Origin of the sequence: Synechococcus sp. PROS-7-1, assembly GCF_014279795.1 — a bacterium.
In the GTDB taxonomy this organism is placed as follows: domain Bacteria; phylum Cyanobacteriota; class Cyanobacteriia; order PCC-6307; family Cyanobiaceae; genus Synechococcus_C.
This window is the reverse complement of the sequence record NZ_CP047945.1, coordinates 2,340,372-2,357,183: the sequence shown is the minus strand read 5'-3', so window position 1 is coordinate 2,357,183 and position 16,812 is coordinate 2,340,372. Positions and strand designations below refer to the sequence as shown.

Genomic DNA, 16,812 nt, shown 5'->3' with positions numbered 1-16,812 from the left:
CTAAGCAACAGGACTATTACGAATGTTTGGATCGAAAATCGGGTGTCAAGTACCCGAATCCAGTCGACATCGATTGCTCTATTAATTGCGCTCGTGAGAGTGGCGGGAATCCTGCTGGAACTTATTATGACACTAGCATAAAACGAGAGACGGGGATGATGTATCCCGCCCATGATGGGAATAAACTTGTGGATAAGACTGGTAAACTCTTTAATATATACACTGGAGATTATGCTTCCAATTACAAGGAACGCTTGACCATAGTTAATTGCGACTGGACAATTCCGAGTAGACGGCAATTTGTTCTCAGACCCCTTTATTGGTTGTCTACCGATAGAGAAAAATTCTCATATACCGGAAATTTGTTACTCACTGTTACTCACTACGTCATCTCAAAATTTAAAAAGTCTGAACAATTCAATGGTTTGTAGGTGGATGGTTGTCGGTTAGGACTCGACTCATTGGGCGATATCAATTATATGATTTAAAGATTGCCAAACCTATTTGAGAATATATTCTGAACCAATGCATACCCCCTTGGTGGTAACTTCTTCGTCGTATTGCTCTTCACCCTGTACATCTTTAACGATTCCGTTCTCATCAGTTGTCTGGTAGTCGGTTGGGCGTGTTTTGGTAATAGTTTCTGATTCTGAAACTAGATCTTGTATGTCTCTAGATGACAACACCTCGCGGTTAGGCATTGCCTCCGAAAAACCATTCTTGAGGCATATCCCCCAGATTTTATTGATAACTTCCTGAGGGCATGAAGTAATATTATTAGAACAGACGACTCTATCCAGCACTTTTACGACGTTCGGAGGATTTGTACTGTCAGGATTTGACGTACTGCCATTGGTCTTGGAGTCATGTGCGTTACAGGAAGCAAGGAGCATACCTGCTGTTGCTAACGCGATAAAATTAATTCCTGAATTCATCGTTGGATAGGTTGCAGATTAATTGTATAGTCGTCCCTTTGTTTTGCAAGGTGTCCTTTATGACCTCCAAACGCTTCTACGGCGGTTCTACGGGGCGTCAAGGGAATCTGGTGCCTCCACCACTCAAAGGGTTGGTCTTGGTGTCAGCAGGGACGCTAGGACCTTCACCAACGCCTATGGAAAGCGATACCCCGTGGAGTATTCCAGGACCTACAACCCATCAAAGCGAGGCAGGTTCAGAGGTTATACCGATGCCCAGGGCAATTACCATGATATTGACTGACAGATCTCCTCTCTCGTTGTTATCAGGGTTTAGCGGGAGATCTTGAGATGCTTGGACAAGTAAGCATTGCCTTTGATTATCAGTAAGGGTTAGGTAAAAGAGCAGAAAGCACTGCCCTGGAATGAGTCTTGCCTTTTCTGGATTTGAGACGGTGGGATCTCAGTCGCCATCTGGGGTGCCCAATCGGAACCCTTGTGACTACTTGTGTCTCAACTAATTTGCCCAGAAGGGGTTGACGGGTCAGGGGGGGATGCCCTATAATAACCCCACAAGCGAAAGACGCCCCAGCGACTTAGTTCTTAGGGAGTAAGTCTTCAGTTGTTCGGCAAAAACCGCTAGAAATACCTATACCTGCTCAGGTTTAGAGCAATATCAAATCTACGCCCACGGAGGCATTTATGGACGCGCAAACTGCTTACAAACTCTGGAGTTACGATTTTACTCATTATGTGCCATTCACTCCTAGGGGAGGGGGTGATATCCAATGGACCAAAGTGACGGAATATCGCGAGATCCACCTCCCCTCAGATGTCACAGATCCCGTAAAATACTTACAGCAGTGTCGTGTTGATAATGATACCGATCTGTTGGAATACTCCTATTTCAGTGTAGAAGAGTAATCTTCAAGCATGGCAAAGGGTTCCTCTCGGAAGTAGTCAATACCCTTCGCCCATACACCATTGATGGAGAGGTGACTGTTCTCAAGAATGGTCACCTCAAGATCAAAGGTCGCTATCCCTCTGGCAACTATTCATTTGTGATTGGGGCAACTCCCAGCGATTGCAAATGGAAATTGCGCAGTCGGACTTTGCTTAGGCGATTTATCAACAAAGAAATTCTTCAAACTCAATACTAACTATCTATCAAATCTAATAAGCGCCCATCACCATCCACCAGGCGATGACTCCTTCTCGTGCCTCCTCAAAGGCATCGGACAGGCGCTTCACGAACAGCATCCCGAAGATGTAGTCCTTGAACTCGGACGCATCCATGCTTCCCCGCAGGATGTCTGCGCTCTTCCAGAGGAACGACTCCAGTTGGGAGAAGGTCAGTTTCTGACCGATCTGGAAGGTCGGTTCGGGTTCAGCAGCAGCGACCTTCTTCTTTCGCCCTCGCTTTTTGGGTTGCTCGTCTTCTCCTGAGATGACAGATGCCAGCAAGTCATCCAGACCAGCAGGTTCTTGGTCTGCGCCTTGAGCAAGAGGGTTATTCGCCGAGTCCGTCACGGAGGTCTTCTACCTGTCCTGATTTTGGATCCATCAGTGCGAGTGTGCCTCCCCTGAATGGGGGATTTCTACGGTCATTGCAGAAGACGCATGGACTCGGGTGTTCCAACAACCGATCGGAAACGAGAACATCAAACCCAAATCGCTGCAACTGAGATCTGAGTGTTCCAATAATGGTGTTCTGTTGTTATTCTTTCTGTAACAACCCTTTCTGGAACAGTGACTTCCCGAAGCATTGGTTACGCAAGAACCAGCGGCGGTGGCGACACCAAGCAGGCAGCGGGTCTGGAAGTCCAGGTCAAGTCGCTGAAGGATGCAGGGTGCGCTGTGGTTTTCCAAGAGATCGTCAGCACTCGCACGCCAGAGAAAGACCGCCATCAACTACAGGCAGCACTCAATGCGGTGGTGGAAGGCGACGAACTGGTCATCACTGCCCTCTCAAGACTTGGGAGGACGCAACGGGAGGTGATCAATCGTCTTCATGACCTTCAGGAGAAGGGCATTCATGTCCGCACCCTGGATGGACTGGTAAATACCAAGGCAATGGGAAAGATGGCACCTGTCCTCATTGGTCTGCTGACTGGTCTGAATGAAGTAGAGCGGGAGATGACCAGAGACCGAGTGATGGAGAGCATTGAGCACAGGAAGGCAACTGGTCAGAGCATTGGCGGACGCCCCAAAACCAATCAGGCAAAGGAGCGCCTGGTGCTGCGCTTAAGAGAAGAGGGTTGCTCCTATCGCTCCATTAGGGAACAGACAGGGTTGGCGCTCTCAACGATCCGTCGGATCATTGCCGAACAGGAGGCGATGTCGTGCTGAAGGTCCTCATAGGAGTCGGTCTGGGGTTCCTTCTCTTCACCAACCCAGAGGTAAGGCAGATCACCGCAGACCTGTTGAGATCAACTGCGAATGTGATTGCCCCTGAGCAAGACGGCAGGACCTTTCAGGACAGGGTGAAGGACGCAGTGGTTGAGAAAGTTTTGGAGGGCGAGTGAGGGATGGCAGGAGACCAGTTCCGCGTCCAAGAACTGAATCCCTTCATAGAATGGCACCTCCACGCCTCAGCGCCGTCGTTAGAGGTCGCCCCAAAAGAAGCGAACAGGATCGCCAGGATGATTGGTAGGAGGACCCGAGTCCTGGGCGAGGACGGAGAAGTCCTCCATGAAGTGGATCCATCAAAGTCAAGACCTTGACGGGCGACTGATGAGGTTCCTGCTACTCCCCCTATTGCTCCTGCTCCTCACCGCTCCAGCACTCGCTCAGATGAAGTTCGTCCTCCAATACCAGGATCAGTTCGGCAAATGGCATCGCTACCAGGAGAAGCACAACGAAGGCGATGCCTACAGGACTGCCAAGGCGCGCGCAGCGGCGACAGGAAAGCGGTTCCGCATCGTTGATGGTGATGGAAACCTTCTGGATCTCGTCTCTCCCTAGTCCTCTTTGACATAGGGATCTTTCATCCAGTCGGCGCTGAACCCCCCTTTTGGTACTCGTTTACGTCCTGTGATGAGTGCCTCAGTGGCGCGCTTGGCGTCATAGTGGAAGTAGTGCTCCTGCACGTACTGGATGCTCGTATCGCAGTTGGAGCATACGGTGGCGATTGGAACGCCTCGTTCCAGCGCAAGGGTGATGTAAGTGTGTCGGAACGAATACCAAGACAGTGACTTTCCCGATTTCACCTCTGCCTTCCTGCAGTTGTTGCTGTCGTCTTCTGCCCAATTCGCCAAACCTGCTTCAACGAGCATCTCCAGTAACCCATCGCGCCAGATACGATCTGATAATGCTTTCCTGTTGTTCAGATTGATGAAAAGAAGTTCGTCGTCTTTGCCTTTCGTCAGGCGCTTTAGGTGTTCTAAGTGTCTGGCGCAGGGCGCGCTTAGTTCATAGTGTCGTCCTGTTTTTGTATTTTCTGCTGGCACTTCAATCAAGCACCAGATTTTCTGATCTTCGTTGCTAAGTGTTTTATTCGCTGAGATGTGCGACCAGCGCATTTGGCGAAGCGAACCAATCCTGATGCCACTTTCCATCGATATCCTCATCGCCAGGTACAGCATCAGGCGGTGGTCTTTTTGTCGAGTTGCCCTCTTTGACTGGCGAGCGTGCTTGTCTTTGTTGACTCCAAAGAGGTTGTTTCTTGTGATGGGCGTATTGCTTTCCGTTCCTTTGTTTTGACCTCTTGTTATGAGTTTGTACCCAAGCGGTTCTCCAGTCGCTGAATACCTGCTGATTCCTTGTGTCCAGTAGAGGCGCGATGTTTTCTCGAGTTGTATCCATTCCTCTTCGCTGAGTGATGATCGGCGCAGAGACTTATCTTTCGGAACCTTCGCTCTGGGTATCTCTGGCATCTGGTCGCCAGTGATGTATCCATGACGTAAAGGGACTTCCTTGAACATCCTCCTGATCGTTGAGAACTCAGCATTGAGTGTTGTCGGGCGAGGAAGTTTTCTCCCTTGCTTGTCGTTCTCGCCTGTCGTGTCTTCACGCCACCGCTGGTACGTCTCCAGAAAACTCCGCCTTAGGAGATGGACCTGCTTGCTCGCCCCTGGTCCGTTCTTCCTGCAGCAGAACTCCAGGAAGTGCTTCGCCTGGTTTCTGAGCAGTCTGTAACGCGCAGCGGTGATGCCCTCATGAGGGCGATTGGAGATCCGCCCCTCTTCTTTGTCCAAGAATCTAGTGACCATCTCAGCGATGGTCATTGCCCGTACCGCTTCGCCTCGGTCGGTTTTGCCCTTCAGTTCAATGAACTTCTCCAGCGCAAGTTCCAAGGCGTCATCTAGACCGTCTGGAGTGGGTGATGGGAGGCGACCGTTGCTCCGCTTCAAGACAAAACGATGGCGCTGCATTGTTTCTTTGTTGATGAAGTAGAGGCACCAGCGACCGCCGCGTTGTCCGTCTCTAAAGACATAAGCGTTGTTTGCCCTGCCGCCTTGTAAGTCGCAGCGATCAAGGATCCGTTTTGGGGTCGTGTTGTCGAGTGCTTTGCTCACGGGTTGCTCACGCGATTCGCTCAGATCGCTTGCCTTGACTAGGCGACGACCGATGCTCACAATTTGCTCACACCTATTGTAATGGCAAACAATGCAGTCAGAGACTGGGATCTTGCCTCACGTGCGCATCAACGCCGATTACACCACCTGATTGCAGCCTTGGATGCGCTCCTGGCGTTCAGGGGCGAGGATGGGGCCCACCGTCAGGTGTGTTGTTGACCCTTTGAGTTCCAGTGATGGCCCCCTCCGCATCTGAGCTGCAACGCCCCAAACGCCCACGGTTCTGGGTGGGTCCCTTGGTGGCCGGGGCTTGTTTTGCGTTGGGATACGGCATCACCCAGCGCGTTGTGCTGATGCGGGCCGCTTGGCAGCAGCCCCAGCAGGAAGCGTTCCGCCAGCAGGGCTTCCCCGGTGAGACGCTCGAGGCTTTGAGACGTCGCTACGGCGAGGACAAAGCGTTGATGGGCGATGTGGCGGCGCTTGAAGCTGTGGAAGCAGAACAACGCAAGCTCGAGCAGGCCAAGGAGCAGGCTGCGGCCATCGCTGCCGAGGCTGAACGTCGGGACGCCGAGCAGCAGGCTGCTTTGGTTGAGCCCGTTTTGACGGAGCCCGCGTGGACGGCAACGCCAGTGGCTGCCCCTGCTGTTGAGCTCCCTGCAGCCGAGCTGGAGCCTGAGACGCCTGCGGAAACCGCCGTTGCACCGCTTCCTGATCCAGTGATTGATGCGCAGGATCCAGGTCTGTTCGAAAGCCCCGCCCCGCCGGTCAATCCTCAACCGTTCGAGGATCCCCAGGCCTTTTCAACGCCGCCCACGGCACCACCCAATCCGTAGATCAGCCTCACCAGATGAGGGAGGGATCTGCCACAGTTTGCGCATCGGCAGATCGCCATGACGCCACCTGATGCCTTGCTGCGCGCGACCATCAATCGCCTGGTTGCCCGCATTGGAGAGGGGTTAGCGGATGCTGCCGCTGGCATGGCGGTTGCTGTTCAGGATGCCCCCGAACGCATTCGCCAGGAGTGGGATCTCTTTCAGGAAGAGGTGAGAGCTGAGGCCGAGCGGCTGCATCAAGAGAGCGATCTGTCTGAATCCCAGGGCACCCAACCGCCAACGGATCCGTCGGATGAATCCCTGCAAGAGCGCATTGATCGCCTGAGGGCCCAGGTCGCAGACCTCGACAACCGCTTGGAGGAGCACACTTGAGTCGCTTGGTGTCGTTGATGGCGCCCTGGCGTCGCGCCCTCCGTGCCTTGCGCATCTGGCGAGCTGTTGTCGTGCTGCTTGTGCTCCTCTGGTGGGATGGGCAGGGCTGGACCTACGCCGGTGGGCCTACACCAGAGCGCAGGGAACAGCGCCAGCAGCAGCGGGCCCGTTGGCTCACTCGCGAACTTCTGGAGCTTGGTTCTGCCTTCATCAAGCTGGGGCAGTTGCTATCGGCCCGCCCGGATGTGCTTCCTGCGGGTTGGGTGGCCGAGCTGGCTGATCTTCAAGACAAGGTGCCGGCTTTCCCATTTGATAAGGCCCAGGCCTTGCTGGAAGAGGAACTGGGTGCCCGCTGCGCCGAGATCATCGATCTTGATGAAGAGCCGCTCGGAGCGGCCTCCCTGGCCCAGGTGCATCGCGCCAGCTTGCGCAGCGGCCGTCAGGTGGTGCTCAAGATTCAGCGACCCGGCTTGGAGTCCGTGTTCCGCCTGGACCTGGAGGTGATGCAACAGGTGGCGGCTGTTCTGCAGCGTCACCCCCAATGGGGGCGAGGACGTGATTGGGTGGCGATTGCCCAGGAGTGCAGGCGTGTGCTTCTCAGGGAGTTGGATTTCCGCCTTGAAGCGCAGCATGCGGCACGGTTCCGCCAGCAGTTTCTCGATGAGTCCAGGATCCGCGTGCCCGGCGTGATCTGGGAATTGAGCACCCGGCGGGTGCTTTGCCTTGATTACTTACCAGGCATCAAGATCAACGATCGCCCCGCGTTGATTCAAGCGGGAATTGATCCTGGTGAAGTTGCTGAGATTGGAGCCGCCAGCTATCTCCAGCAACTGGTGCGGTACGGCTTTTTTCACGCCGATCCCCACCCCGGCAATCTCGCCGTTGCAGCCGATGGGGCACTGATCTACTACGACTTCGGAATGATGGGGCAGCTGTCCGAGCGTCTGCGCCGGAGGCTTGGAGCGATGGTTCGTGCCGCGGCATCGAGGGATGCGGCCGCTCTGGTCGAGGAGATGCAGGCGGCGGGGGTGATCGCCGGTGATGTGGATGTGGGACCGGTGCGCCGTCTGGTGCGTTTGATGCTCCGTGATGCCCTCACGCCTCCGTTCAGCGCCAATGTGATCGACAAGCTTTCCGGTGATCTCTATGAACTGGTGTACGGCCAACCCTTCCGGCTGCCGGTGGAGATGATCTTCGTGATGCGGGCACTCTCCACGTTTGAGGGTGTAGGCCGCAGCCTTGATCCTGGCTTTAGTTTGGTGGGGATTGCCAAGCCCTATCTACTGCCTCTGATGACATCCAGTGGATCCGGTTCTAATGATCTCTTCAATGAGCTCGGCCGTCAGGTGGGAGCCCTGAGTTCCCGCGCTGTGGGGATCCCCCGGCGCCTCGATGAAAGCCTGGAGCGCCTGGAGCAGGGCGATCTGCAACTGCAGATCCGCATGGGCGAGTCCGACAGACAGTTCCGTCGCATGGTGACGGCTCAACACTCCATCGGTCAGTCGGTTGTGCTGGGGGGGTTGGCCGTGGCTGCGGCATTGATGGGTGCGAGCGCTCGGCCGCTGTGGGCACTGTTGCCTCTGGGTGCAGCTGTTCCTGTTGGGATGGGCTGGCTCAAACTCCAAGTGAAGTTGCGTAAGGACGCTCGGCTTGAAAGCCTGTCCTCAGCCCAGCGCTGAGAACAAGCTTGATTTGAGAATCAGGCGCTCCCGCGAGGACCCTGACCGACAGCACCGGCGTAGACGGCCTGGCTGCCCAGTTCGTCTTCGATGCGCAGCAACTGGTTGTACTTCGCCACGCGTTCGCTGCGGCTGAGGGAGCCTGTCTTGATCTGACCGGCGCGAGTGGCAACAGACAGATCAGCGATGGTGGTGTCTTCTGTTTCACCACTGCGGTGACTGATCACACTCGTGTAACCCGAGCGGCCGGCCAGATCGATCGCTTGCAGGGTTTCGGTGAGTGATCCGATCTGATTCACCTTGATCAGAATCGAATTGGCGGTGCTGTTGTCGATGCCCTGCTGCAGTCGCTTGGTGTTGGTCACGAACAGATCGTCGCCCACCAGCTGAACCTTGCTGCCCAGGCGTTCGGTGAGGAGCTTCCAGCCCTCCCAATCGTCCTCAGCGAGGCCATCCTCGATCGAAACGATCGGGAATTTCTCGACCAGCTTCTCCAGTTGACCCACCATCTCGGCGCTGTCGTAGCTGCCGCCGTCAAAGGCATAGCGGCCATCTGCGAAAAACTCGGTGCTGGCCACATCCAGAGCCAGGGAGATTTGCTCTCCAGGTTTGTAACCGGCTTTTTCAATCGCCTCCACCAGGATTTCACCGGCTTCCACGTTGCCCAGGTCGGGGGCAAAGCCGCCTTCATCCCCCACTGCGGTGCTCATGCCCTTGGCGCTGAGCAGCTTCTTCAAGGTGTGGAACACTTCGGTGCCCATGCGCAGGGCTTCCCGGAAGCTCGGGGCACCGTGGGGAACCAGCATGAACTCCTGGAAGTCCAGGCTGTTGGCTGCATGAGCGCCCCCGTTGATCACATTCATCAGGGGAACGGGCAGCAGGGTGGCCATCGGCCCACCCAGGTAGCGGTACAGCGGCAATCCCAGCCCGTTGGCCGCAGCCCGGGCATTGGCCATGCTCACCGCCAGGATGGCGTTGGCACCCAGGGACGACTTGTTGTCGCTGCCGTCGAGCTCCAGCATGGCGGCATCCACGGCGGCCTGGTCCAGTGCTGAAAGCCCGCAGAGGGCGGGGGCGATCCGCTCTTCGATGTGGTTCACAGCCTGGATGACGCCCTTGCCCATGTAGCGGTCGCCGCCATCGCGCAACTCATGGGCTTCGTGGGCCCCTGTGCTGGCGCCACTGGGCACAATTGCCCGGCCGCTAGCGCCACCCTCCAGGAGCACTTCGGCCTCCACGGTTGGGTTTCCGCGGGAGTCGAGCACCTCACGGGCCACGATGGTATCGATGACGAGGTCGAGGGAATCGAACACGTGCGGTGAATCGAAGACTGGGGGATCCTATGGGTCGCCCTGCTCACTGGAACTGTGCCCTTCGGCACGAATGGCAAGCGTCCCTACACGCGCTTCCGTCCTCCAAGGGAATGCACCATGCTGGGAAGGAGCTGCTGAACCTGTCGATGCGCATGCTGCACACCATGCTTCGGGTGGGCGATCTCGAGCGTTCTCTGGCCTTCTACACCAACGTTCTGGGCATGCGCTTGCTGCGGCGCAAGGACTATCCAGGCGGACGCTTCACCCTCGCCTTTGTCGGTTACGGGGATGAGTCGGAGTCCACCGTTCTTGAACTCACCCACAATTGGGATACCTCTGAGTACGACCTCGGAACTGGCTATGGACACATCGCCTTGGGCGTGGACGATATCCAGGCAACCTGCTCAGGAATTGCTGGCCAGGGGGGTCGGGTTGTTCGCGAACCAGGCCCGATGAAGCACGGCAGCACCGTGATCGCCTTCGTGGAAGATCCCGATGGATACAAAATTGAGCTGATTGAACTGGCGTCCCGTTCCCCGTCTGCCTGAGCCACCCCTTGATGACGTCTGCCTACGAAGGGAGTTCCCAGCCTCCAGCCAGCCTCACTGCCGAACCTGAGCGTTTCAGCGATCAGGCCTGGGATCTGTTGCTCAGTTCCCAAGACGTGGCCAGGCGTTGGCGCCATGGAGATCTCGATGTGGAGCATCTGCTCCAGGTGTTGTTCGCCGATCCTCGTTATCAGGCGGACGTGGCTGTGCTCTCACTCCCCCGCGACCGTCTCCTTGATCAGCTCGAATCGTTTCTTGTCGAGCAACCCACCGCCCGCGGTCAGGATCTTTTTATTGGGGAAGATCTCGAGCGTTTGCTGGAGTCGGCGGATCGTGTGCGGGGGCTTTGGGGCTCTCGTCTGATCGATCTATCCCACTTGATCATTGCGATCGGCCGGGATCCGCGCATTGGCGAAGATCTCCTCTCCCGCTTCGGGCTGACGCCGGACCGTTTGGAGGCGGAGCTGCGCCGGGCTCCGGACCCTGGCCCTGGAGCGACGATCCAGTCCCCCTCACAGGTACCTTCAGCACAGGGTCCGTCCTTCCCGGTCCCGCCGTCTGCTCCGGCATCGCCGCCCGCTCCAGCACCGCCACCGGCGCCTGCCCAAACGACCGACGCTGTGCCTGAGCCGGTCCCTGCGGCTGAAGCAACAGCCCTTGAGCGGTTCGGGCGGGATCTCACGGCGGAAGCTGCTGACGGCCAGCTGGATCCAGTGGTGGGTCGGGATGCCGAGATCCGCAGCTTGATCAAAGTGCTCTCCCGCCGCGGCAAGAACAACCCCGTGCTGATCGGTGCTCCGGGTGTGGGAAAAACGGCGATTGCTGAACTGCTCGCCCAGCGGATGGTGGCTGGTGAAGTGCCTGAATCGCTTCAAGGCCTGCGGCTTGTGGCGTTGGATGCCGGAGCGCTGATTGCCGGTGCCAAGTTCCGTGGACAATTCGAGGAGCGCCTGCGCGAGGTGTTGCAGGAGGTGAGTGATCCGGAAGCGGGTGTGGTGCTGTTCATCGATGAACTGCACACGGTGGTGAACAGTGATCGCAGCAGTGCCGATGCCGGCAGCCTGCTCAAGCCTGCGCTGGCGCGGGGCGATCTGCGCTGCATCGCCGCCACCACACCCGAGGATTACCGGCGCACTGTTGAAAAAGACCCTGCACTGAACAGGCGTTTTCAGCAGGTGCCCATCGCGGAGCCTTCCATTGATCACAGCATCGAGATCCTTCGTGGGGTGAAGGAGCGCTATGAGCTGCACCACGGCGTCACGATCACGGACGCCGCGGTCACCGCCGCCGCCCGGCTCGCCGATCGCTACATCAGCGACCGCTGCCTGCCCGATAAGGCGATCGATCTGATCGACGAGGCGGCCGCTCAGCTCAAGATGGATGTGACGTCCAAGCCCCAGGTGGTGGAAGACGCCGAAATGGCCTTGCGCCGGGTGGAGTTGTCGGTGCTTGCTGCCGAACAGGCTCCTGAGGCGGAACGTGTTCAGCTGCAGCGTCAACGACTGGAGGCCACCACGCACTTGTCCCGGTTGCGGGAGCGTTGGCAGGCCGAACGCGCCCAGCTCGAGGAGCTGCGCCAGCTGCTGCAGGAGGACGAAGATCTCCGCCATGCCATGGCCGAGGCGGAACGCGAGGGAGACCTCGAGGAGGCTGCGCGCCTGCAATACGACCAGCTCCATCGACTCCAGCAGCGCCGCGACGCTCTCGAGCAGTCCCTCAGTGATGCCCAAGCTGCTGGAACCGCGCTGCTGCGCGAACAGGTGGAGGCCGCGGATATTGCCGATGTGGTGGCGCGCTGGACTGGGATCCCGGTCCAGCGGCTGCTGGCTGGCGAGCGCCAGAAACTGCTGGAGCTGGATCAACGGTTGCAAGAGCGGGTGATCGGGCAACCGGAGGCCGTGCAGGCCGTGGCGGCTGCGATCCGCAGGGCGCGTGCCGGCATGAAGGATCCGCGCCGGCCAGTGGGGTCCTTCCTCTTCTTGGGGCCGACCGGTGTGGGCAAGACCGAGCTGGCCAAGGCCCTCTCGGGTCAACTCTTTGATGAAGAGGAGGCGATGGTGCGTCTCGACATGAGCGAGTTCATGGAGCGCAATGCCGTGGCCCGCTTGTTGGGTGCTCCTCCGGGCTATGTGGGCTACGAGGAAGGCGGTCAGCTCACGGAGGCCGTGCGTCGTCGTCCCTATGCCCTGCTGCTGCTTGATGAGGTGGAGAAGGCCCATCCGGATGTGTTCAATGTGCTGCTGCAGGTGCTCGACGACGGCCGGCTCAGTGATTCCCAGGGGCGCACCGTTGATTTCCGTCACACGGTGGTTGTGATGACCAGCAATCTCGCCAGTCGGGCCATCCTTGAGGCAGCGCGATCAGGCCAGGAGTCGGACCCTCAAGCCGCATCCCCGTCATTGGATGCGGCGGTGGATGAAGCGCTCAACAGCCATTTTCGGCCTGAATTTCTCAACCGCATCGATGAGGTGATTCGGTTTCGACCGCTCGATCAGCAGGATTTGAGCCGGATTGTGCGCTTGCAACTGGCTGATCTGTCCAGGCTTCTGCGGGAGCAGGGACTCTCCCTCGAGGTTGACGACGCCGTGATCGATGCCCTCGTGAGCCTGGGGTACGAACCTGAATACGGCGCCAGACCCCTGCGCCGTGTGTTGCGCCGCCGCCTGGAAAACCCCCTGGCGACGGAATTGCTTGAAGATCGCTTCCACGCTGCCCAAACCGTGCGGGTCCACGCTGGCGCTTCGCCCGCTGAACCCTTCAGGTTTGAACCTGCTTGAGCGCAGAAGGCGTCCGGTAGGATCTTTGTTTGCTGTCACGTGCCATCTGAGCCTGCGTCAGCACCGGCCCAATGACTCCGTGCCCAGCGATTCGTGACAACGCCTACCTCCGAGGACACCGCATCAGCCAAGTCACCGGCTCCTACCGGCTCTGACCAGCCGGGAAAGAAAGGTGGGTTCTTCGCTGCGACCTACGAGGAGCTCAAGCTGGTTGTCTGGCCCAGTCGGCAGCAGCTGTTCAGTGAATCGATCGCAGTGATTCTGATGGTGAGCCTGTCAGCCGCTGCCATCGCTGCTCTGAGTCGTTTTTACGGCTGGGCTGCGTCCCAGGTGTTCCGTTGATCGGCTGGTCCGCCTCCCACGGCGTCGAGTCGCATCGATGCTCTGTTCTTCTCATCCTGCCCCGTGTCTGATCTCGATCTCAGCCAGTCGGATTCCAGTGAAGTGCTGGATCTTCCGGCCCCGAACGACGGCGAGGAAGGAACGCTCGAAGTCCCTGAAGTGCGAACGGGGATTGCCCGCTGGTACGCGGTGCAGGTGGCTTCAAGCTGCGAAAAGAAGGTGAAAGCCACCCTCGAGCAACGGGCGGTCACCCTGGGCGTGAGCAACAGGATTCTTGAAATCGAGATTCCGGAAACGCCTGCCGTGAAGATCAAAAAAGATGGCAGTCGGCAGTCCACGGAGGAGAAGGTTTTCCCCGGCTATGTGCTGGTGCGCATGGTGCTCGACGAAGACACGATGATGGCTGTGCGCAGCACTCCGAACGTCATCAATTTCGTGGGTGCGGAGGATCGCCGCGCTACGGGCAAAGCCCGCGGTCACATCAAGCCGCGACCTCTGAGCCGCTCCGAGGTGGATCGCATCTTCAAGCGGGCTGCCGAGAAGAAGACCGTCGTCAAGGTTGATCTCACCGAGGGTGATCAAATTCTGGTAACGGCTGGGCCGTTCAAGGACTTCCAAGGCGAAGTGATTGAAGTGTCGGGCGAGCGCAGCAAGCTCAAGGCCCTTCTTTCAATCTTCGGCCGGGAAACGCCTGTGGAGCTCGAGTTCTCCCAGGTGAGCAAACAAAACTGAGGTGTTGTGGCGGCCGTCTCCCTGCGGAGGGCGGCCTTAGGAGTGGTTTCCGCTCCGCCGCACCTGCCCCGAGGGGCAAGTGATCCGCAGATGTACAACTCCGTCCGCCGATGGCCAAGAAAGTCACAGCAGTCATCAAGCTGGCCCTTCAGGCCGGCAAAGCCAACCCCGCACCGCCCGTGGGCCCTGCTCTCGGTCAGCACGGGGTCAACATCATGGCGTTCTGCAAGGAGTACAACGCCCGTACCCAGGACAAGGCCGGTTTTGTGATCCCGGTGGAGATCTCGGTCTTCGAAGACCGCAGCTTCACCTTCATCACCAAGACGCCTCCGGCGTCGGTGTTGATCACCAAAGCCGCCGGAATCGAGAAAGGGTCCGGCGAGTCCGCCAAGGGAAGTGTTGGCTCCATCAAGCGTTCCCAGCTTGAGGAGATCGCCAAGACCAAGTTGCCCGACCTCAATTGCACCAGCGTTGAGTCGGCCATGCGCGTCATTGAAGGCACCGCTCGCAACATGGGCGTCGCCATCACCGACTGACGCCTCAAGCGCCAGTTCTCACTGCTTCAACTGTCCTTTTTCGGGGGAGACCTTGCGGTCGCCTGCACCCCATTCCTGCCATGCCTAAAACATCCAAACGCCTGGCCAGCCTCGTCAACAAGATCGAGGAACGGGCCTACGAACCCCTTGAAGCCATTCAATTGGTCAAGGAAAACGCCACTGCCAAGTTTGACGAGACCGTGGAAGCCCACGCCCGTCTTGGCATTGACCCCAAATACACCGACCAGCAGCTGCGCACCACGGTGGCATTGCCCCATGGCACCGGTCAGACGGTGCGAATTGCGGTCATCACCCGCGGTGAAAAGGTTGCTGAGGCCAAGGCGGCCGGCGCTGAACTCGCTGGTGATGAGGATCTGGTGGAAATCATCAGCAAGGGAGAAATGGATTTCGACCTGCTGATCGCCACCCCCGACATGATGCCCAAGGTCGCCAAGTTGGGTCGGGTGCTTGGTCCCCGTGGTTTGATGCCGAACCCCAAGGCGGGAACGGTGACAACGGATTTGGCGGCTGCCATCAACGAATTCAAGGCCGGAAAACTCGAATTCCGTGCTGACCGCACGGGAATCGTGCATGTGCGTTTCGGCAAGGCCAGCTTCTCGGAAGGCAATCTTCTGGACAACCTCAAAACGCTCCAGGAGACCATCGACCGCAACAAGCCCAGCGGCGCGAAGGGGCGTTATTGGAAGAGCCTTTACGTGACATCCACCATGGGCCCGTCTGTGGAAGTTGATATCGCTGCGCTGCAGGACATCAACAAAGACGGCTGATCACGCTGTGATGTAATTTGATGGACTGGCGAAAGCCAGTCCACGGGCACGTGCCCGGCCTGAGACAGCAGGTTGCATCAGCCAGTTCTCCCGAACCGGCTTGGTCGCATAAGTCCTGCCGAGGCAAACGCGACGATTTTGCTCCCTTTGGGATTGGATCGATACGCGGCCTCGTCTCCCCTTCGGGGAGCACTGATCGGCCGCGTGTCCAGCTTGTTCCCCCGATCCGATCCAATTCCTATGGGCCGCACTCTGGAGAGCAAGCAACAGATCGTCGAAGAGCTCAAGCAGCTCCTCGGTGAGGCCGAAATGGCACTGGTCCTGGATTATCAGGGTCTCTCCATCAAGGAAATGTCTGATCTGCGGACCCGTCTGCAGGCAGCCAACGGTGTGTGCAAGGTGACCAAAAACACCTTGATGCGTCGTGCGATTGATGGTGACAGTGCTTGGTCAAACCTTGATTCCCTTCTCACCGGCACCAACGCTTTCATCCTTGTCAAAGGGGATGTGGGCGGTGCAGTGAAAGCCGTTCAGGCTTTCCAGAAGGACACCAAAAAGTCTGAAACCAAGGGCGGTCTTTTCGAAGGCCAGCTCCTGTCTCAGGACGAGATCAAGGCCATTGGTGATCTTCCCTCCAAGGAAGCACTCATGGCGCAGATCGCCGGTGCCATCAATGCCGTTGCCACCAAGGTGGCTGTCGGTATCAACGAGGTTCCCTCCGGCCTTGCTCGAGCGCTCAAGCAGCACGCCGAATCCGGCGAAGGCTGATCGTCTTCGACTCGACTGTTTCTCTGATCTGTTGCTGATTCCCAACCATGTCTGCAAAAACCGACGAAATTCTCGAATCACTGAAAACTCTCTCGCTGCTTGAGGCTTCCGAGCTCGTCAAGCAGATCGAGGAAGCTTTCGGTGTGTCCGCTGCCGCATCTGCTGGTGTGGTGATGGCCGCTCCTGGCGCTGCTGGCGCTGGCGGTGGCGAGGCTGCTGAAGAGAAGACCGAATTTGATGTTGTGCTGGAGAGCTTTGACGCTTCAGCCAAGATCAAGGTCCTCAAGGCTGTGCGTGAGGCCACCGGCCTGGGTCTTGGTGATGCCAAGGCCATGGTCGAGGCTGCACCCAAGGCCATCAAGGAAGGCGTGTCCAAGGACGAAGCCGAAGCCCTCAAGAAGGCCATCGAAGAAGTGGGCGGCAAGGTCACCCTCAAGTGATCGTGTCGGGTCGGTGTCCTGCGGGATAGCGACCCTTCCCCCATTCCATTGCACCCAACCGACCCCAGGGTCGGTTTTTTTGTGGCCCAAAAAAAAGAGCCCTGCCAAAGGCAGGACTCAGAAGTGAAGCGCATTGCAGGAGTCTGTCCTTGTTTCGACCCTGAAGAGGCGCTTAGCACTCCTCACACAAATGAACCATAAGAAGTGATCCTGGCCCTGTCTCGTCGGGAGAGGGCGCTCCCTCAACTGTCCT

The 16,812-nt window shown here is 57.8% G+C and carries 18 protein-coding genes; 14 read left to right on the top strand and 4 right to left on the bottom strand.

All coding sequences use genetic code 11. The features are described 5' to 3' along the window. Nucleotides 1-500: 500 nt before the first annotated feature. Nucleotides 501-935 (bottom strand): hypothetical protein, encoded by a 435-nt coding sequence (locus SynPROS71_RS12825; RefSeq protein WP_186595557.1) that lies wholly within the window; start codon nucleotides 933-935, stop codon nucleotides 501-503. Between the two features lie 1,152 nt (nucleotides 936-2,087). Then, nucleotides 2,088-2,378 carry a type I restriction-modification system subunit M N-terminal domain-containing protein gene (locus tag SynPROS71_RS13810; protein WP_255442198.1) on the bottom strand — a complete coding sequence of 97 codons (291 nt, stop codon included), beginning with the start codon at nucleotides 2,376-2,378 and terminating at the stop codon, nucleotides 2,088-2,090. Nucleotides 2,379-2,663: 285 nt separating this feature from the next. Between SynPROS71_RS13810 and SynPROS71_RS12815 the strand changes: the two genes are divergently transcribed. The 3 genes from SynPROS71_RS12815 to SynPROS71_RS12810 all read left to right on the top strand — a co-directional run bounded on the left by SynPROS71_RS12815 (nucleotide 2,664) and on the right by SynPROS71_RS12810 (nucleotide 3,878). Beyond that, nucleotides 2,664-3,263 carry a recombinase family protein gene (locus SynPROS71_RS12815; RefSeq protein WP_186595555.1) on the top strand — a complete coding sequence of 200 codons (600 nt, stop codon included), beginning with the start codon at nucleotides 2,664-2,666 and terminating at the stop codon, nucleotides 3,261-3,263. Continuing rightward, a complete protein-coding gene (locus SynPROS71_RS13805) occupies nucleotides 3,257-3,439 on the top strand; it encodes a hypothetical protein (RefSeq protein WP_222929532.1) in 183 nt (60 codons plus the stop codon). The genes SynPROS71_RS12815 and SynPROS71_RS13805 overlap by 7 nt, the downstream gene beginning before the upstream one ends. Before the next feature lie 208 nt (nucleotides 3,440-3,647). After that, nucleotides 3,648-3,878: a hypothetical protein gene (locus SynPROS71_RS12810; protein ID WP_186598113.1), complete on the top strand. Its 231-nt coding sequence runs from the start codon at nucleotides 3,648-3,650 to the stop codon at nucleotides 3,876-3,878. Here SynPROS71_RS12810 and SynPROS71_RS12805 read toward each other — a convergent pair. After that, nucleotides 3,875-5,431 (bottom strand): site-specific integrase, encoded by a 1,557-nt coding sequence (locus tag SynPROS71_RS12805; RefSeq protein WP_186595553.1) that lies wholly within the window; start codon nucleotides 5,429-5,431, stop codon nucleotides 3,875-3,877. The genes SynPROS71_RS12810 and SynPROS71_RS12805 overlap by 4 nt on opposite strands. Nucleotides 5,432-5,667: 236 nt before the next feature. Here SynPROS71_RS12805 and SynPROS71_RS12800 point away from each other — a divergent pair, with 236 nt between their 5' ends. From SynPROS71_RS12800 to SynPROS71_RS12790, 3 genes are read left to right on the top strand one after another with little or no spacing between them, the layout of a single operon-like run. Further along, nucleotides 5,668-6,264, top strand: coding sequence for a hypothetical protein (locus tag SynPROS71_RS12800; RefSeq protein WP_186595551.1), 597 nt, complete (start codon nucleotides 5,668-5,670; stop codon nucleotides 6,262-6,264). Between the two features lie 57 nt (nucleotides 6,265-6,321). Continuing rightward, nucleotides 6,322-6,636: a hypothetical protein gene (locus SynPROS71_RS12795; protein WP_186595549.1), complete on the top strand. Its 315-nt coding sequence runs from the start codon at nucleotides 6,322-6,324 to the stop codon at nucleotides 6,634-6,636. Between the two features lie 17 nt (nucleotides 6,637-6,653). Continuing rightward, on the top strand, nucleotides 6,654-8,315 hold the full coding sequence (locus SynPROS71_RS12790; protein ID WP_186595547.1) for an AarF/ABC1/UbiB kinase family protein: 1,662 nt from the start codon (nucleotides 6,654-6,656) through the stop codon (nucleotides 8,313-8,315). Between the two features lie 20 nt (nucleotides 8,316-8,335). Here the strand turns inward: SynPROS71_RS12790 and eno are convergent, their stop codons facing one another. Then, nucleotides 8,336-9,628, bottom strand: coding sequence for a phosphopyruvate hydratase (eno, locus tag SynPROS71_RS12785; RefSeq protein WP_186595545.1), 1,293 nt, complete (start codon nucleotides 9,626-9,628; stop codon nucleotides 8,336-8,338). A 146-nt stretch (nucleotides 9,629-9,774) separates the two neighbouring features. Between eno and gloA the strand changes: the two genes are divergently transcribed. The 8 genes from gloA (at nucleotide 9,775) to rplL (ending at nucleotide 16,559) form a co-directional block, all read left to right on the top strand. Continuing rightward, nucleotides 9,775-10,176, top strand: coding sequence for a lactoylglutathione lyase (gene gloA, locus SynPROS71_RS12780; protein WP_186598090.1), 402 nt, complete (start codon nucleotides 9,775-9,777; stop codon nucleotides 10,174-10,176). An 11-nt stretch (nucleotides 10,177-10,187) separates the two neighbouring features. Beyond that, nucleotides 10,188-12,953 carry an ATP-dependent Clp protease ATP-binding subunit gene (locus SynPROS71_RS12775; protein ID WP_186595543.1) on the top strand — a complete coding sequence of 922 codons (2,766 nt, stop codon included), beginning with the start codon at nucleotides 10,188-10,190 and terminating at the stop codon, nucleotides 12,951-12,953. Nucleotides 12,954-13,046: 93 nt separating this feature from the next. After that, complete coding sequence (gene secE, locus SynPROS71_RS12770; RefSeq protein ID WP_186595541.1) at nucleotides 13,047-13,295, top strand: preprotein translocase subunit SecE; 249 nt, start codon at nucleotides 13,047-13,049, stop codon at nucleotides 13,293-13,295. A gap of 63 nt (nucleotides 13,296-13,358) precedes the next feature. After that, on the top strand, nucleotides 13,359-14,027 hold the full coding sequence (gene nusG, locus SynPROS71_RS12765; protein WP_011934262.1) for a transcription termination/antitermination protein NusG: 669 nt from the start codon (nucleotides 13,359-13,361) through the stop codon (nucleotides 14,025-14,027). Nucleotides 14,028-14,137: 110 nt separating this feature from the next. After that, on the top strand, nucleotides 14,138-14,563 hold the full coding sequence (gene rplK / locus SynPROS71_RS12760; RefSeq protein WP_186595539.1) for a 50S ribosomal protein L11: 426 nt from the start codon (nucleotides 14,138-14,140) through the stop codon (nucleotides 14,561-14,563). An 80-nt stretch (nucleotides 14,564-14,643) separates the two neighbouring features. Then, complete coding sequence (gene rplA, locus SynPROS71_RS12755) at nucleotides 14,644-15,351, top strand: 50S ribosomal protein L1 (protein ID WP_186595537.1); 708 nt, start codon at nucleotides 14,644-14,646, stop codon at nucleotides 15,349-15,351. Between the two features lie 240 nt (nucleotides 15,352-15,591). Beyond that, nucleotides 15,592-16,119, top strand: coding sequence for a 50S ribosomal protein L10 (gene rplJ / locus SynPROS71_RS12750; protein WP_186586005.1), 528 nt, complete (start codon nucleotides 15,592-15,594; stop codon nucleotides 16,117-16,119). Between the two features lie 47 nt (nucleotides 16,120-16,166). Beyond that, entirely contained in the window at nucleotides 16,167-16,559 is a 393-nt protein-coding gene (gene rplL, locus SynPROS71_RS12745) for a 50S ribosomal protein L7/L12 (protein WP_011934258.1), read from the top strand. Nucleotides 16,560-16,812 lie beyond the last annotated feature (253 nt).

Bases quoted from the DNA above. Each gene is read 5' to 3' on its own strand.
- SynPROS71_RS12825 (WP_186595557.1), bottom strand. From the start codon at position 935: ATGAATTCAGGAATTAATTTTATCGCGTTAGCAACAGCAGGTATGCTC.
- SynPROS71_RS12810 (WP_186598113.1), top strand. From the start codon at position 3,648: ATGAGGTTCCTGCTACTCCCCCTATTGCTCCTGCTCCTCACCGCTCCA.
- SynPROS71_RS12800 (WP_186595551.1), top strand. From the start codon at position 5,668: ATGGCCCCCTCCGCATCTGAGCTGCAACGCCCCAAACGCCCACGGTTC.
- SynPROS71_RS12795 (WP_186595549.1), top strand. From the start codon at position 6,322: ATGACGCCACCTGATGCCTTGCTGCGCGCGACCATCAATCGCCTGGTT.
- SynPROS71_RS12790 (WP_186595547.1), top strand. From the start codon at position 6,654: ATGGCGCCCTGGCGTCGCGCCCTCCGTGCCTTGCGCATCTGGCGAGCT.
- gloA (WP_186598090.1), top strand. From the start codon at position 9,775: ATGCGCATGCTGCACACCATGCTTCGGGTGGGCGATCTCGAGCGTTCT.
- SynPROS71_RS12775 (WP_186595543.1), top strand. From the start codon at position 10,188: ATGACGTCTGCCTACGAAGGGAGTTCCCAGCCTCCAGCCAGCCTCACT.
- rplK (WP_186595539.1), top strand. From the start codon at position 14,138: ATGGCCAAGAAAGTCACAGCAGTCATCAAGCTGGCCCTTCAGGCCGGC.
- rplA (WP_186595537.1), top strand. From the start codon at position 14,644: ATGCCTAAAACATCCAAACGCCTGGCCAGCCTCGTCAACAAGATCGAG.
- rplJ (WP_186586005.1), top strand. From the start codon at position 15,592: ATGGGCCGCACTCTGGAGAGCAAGCAACAGATCGTCGAAGAGCTCAAG.
- rplL (WP_011934258.1), top strand. From the start codon at position 16,167: ATGTCTGCAAAAACCGACGAAATTCTCGAATCACTGAAAACTCTCTCG.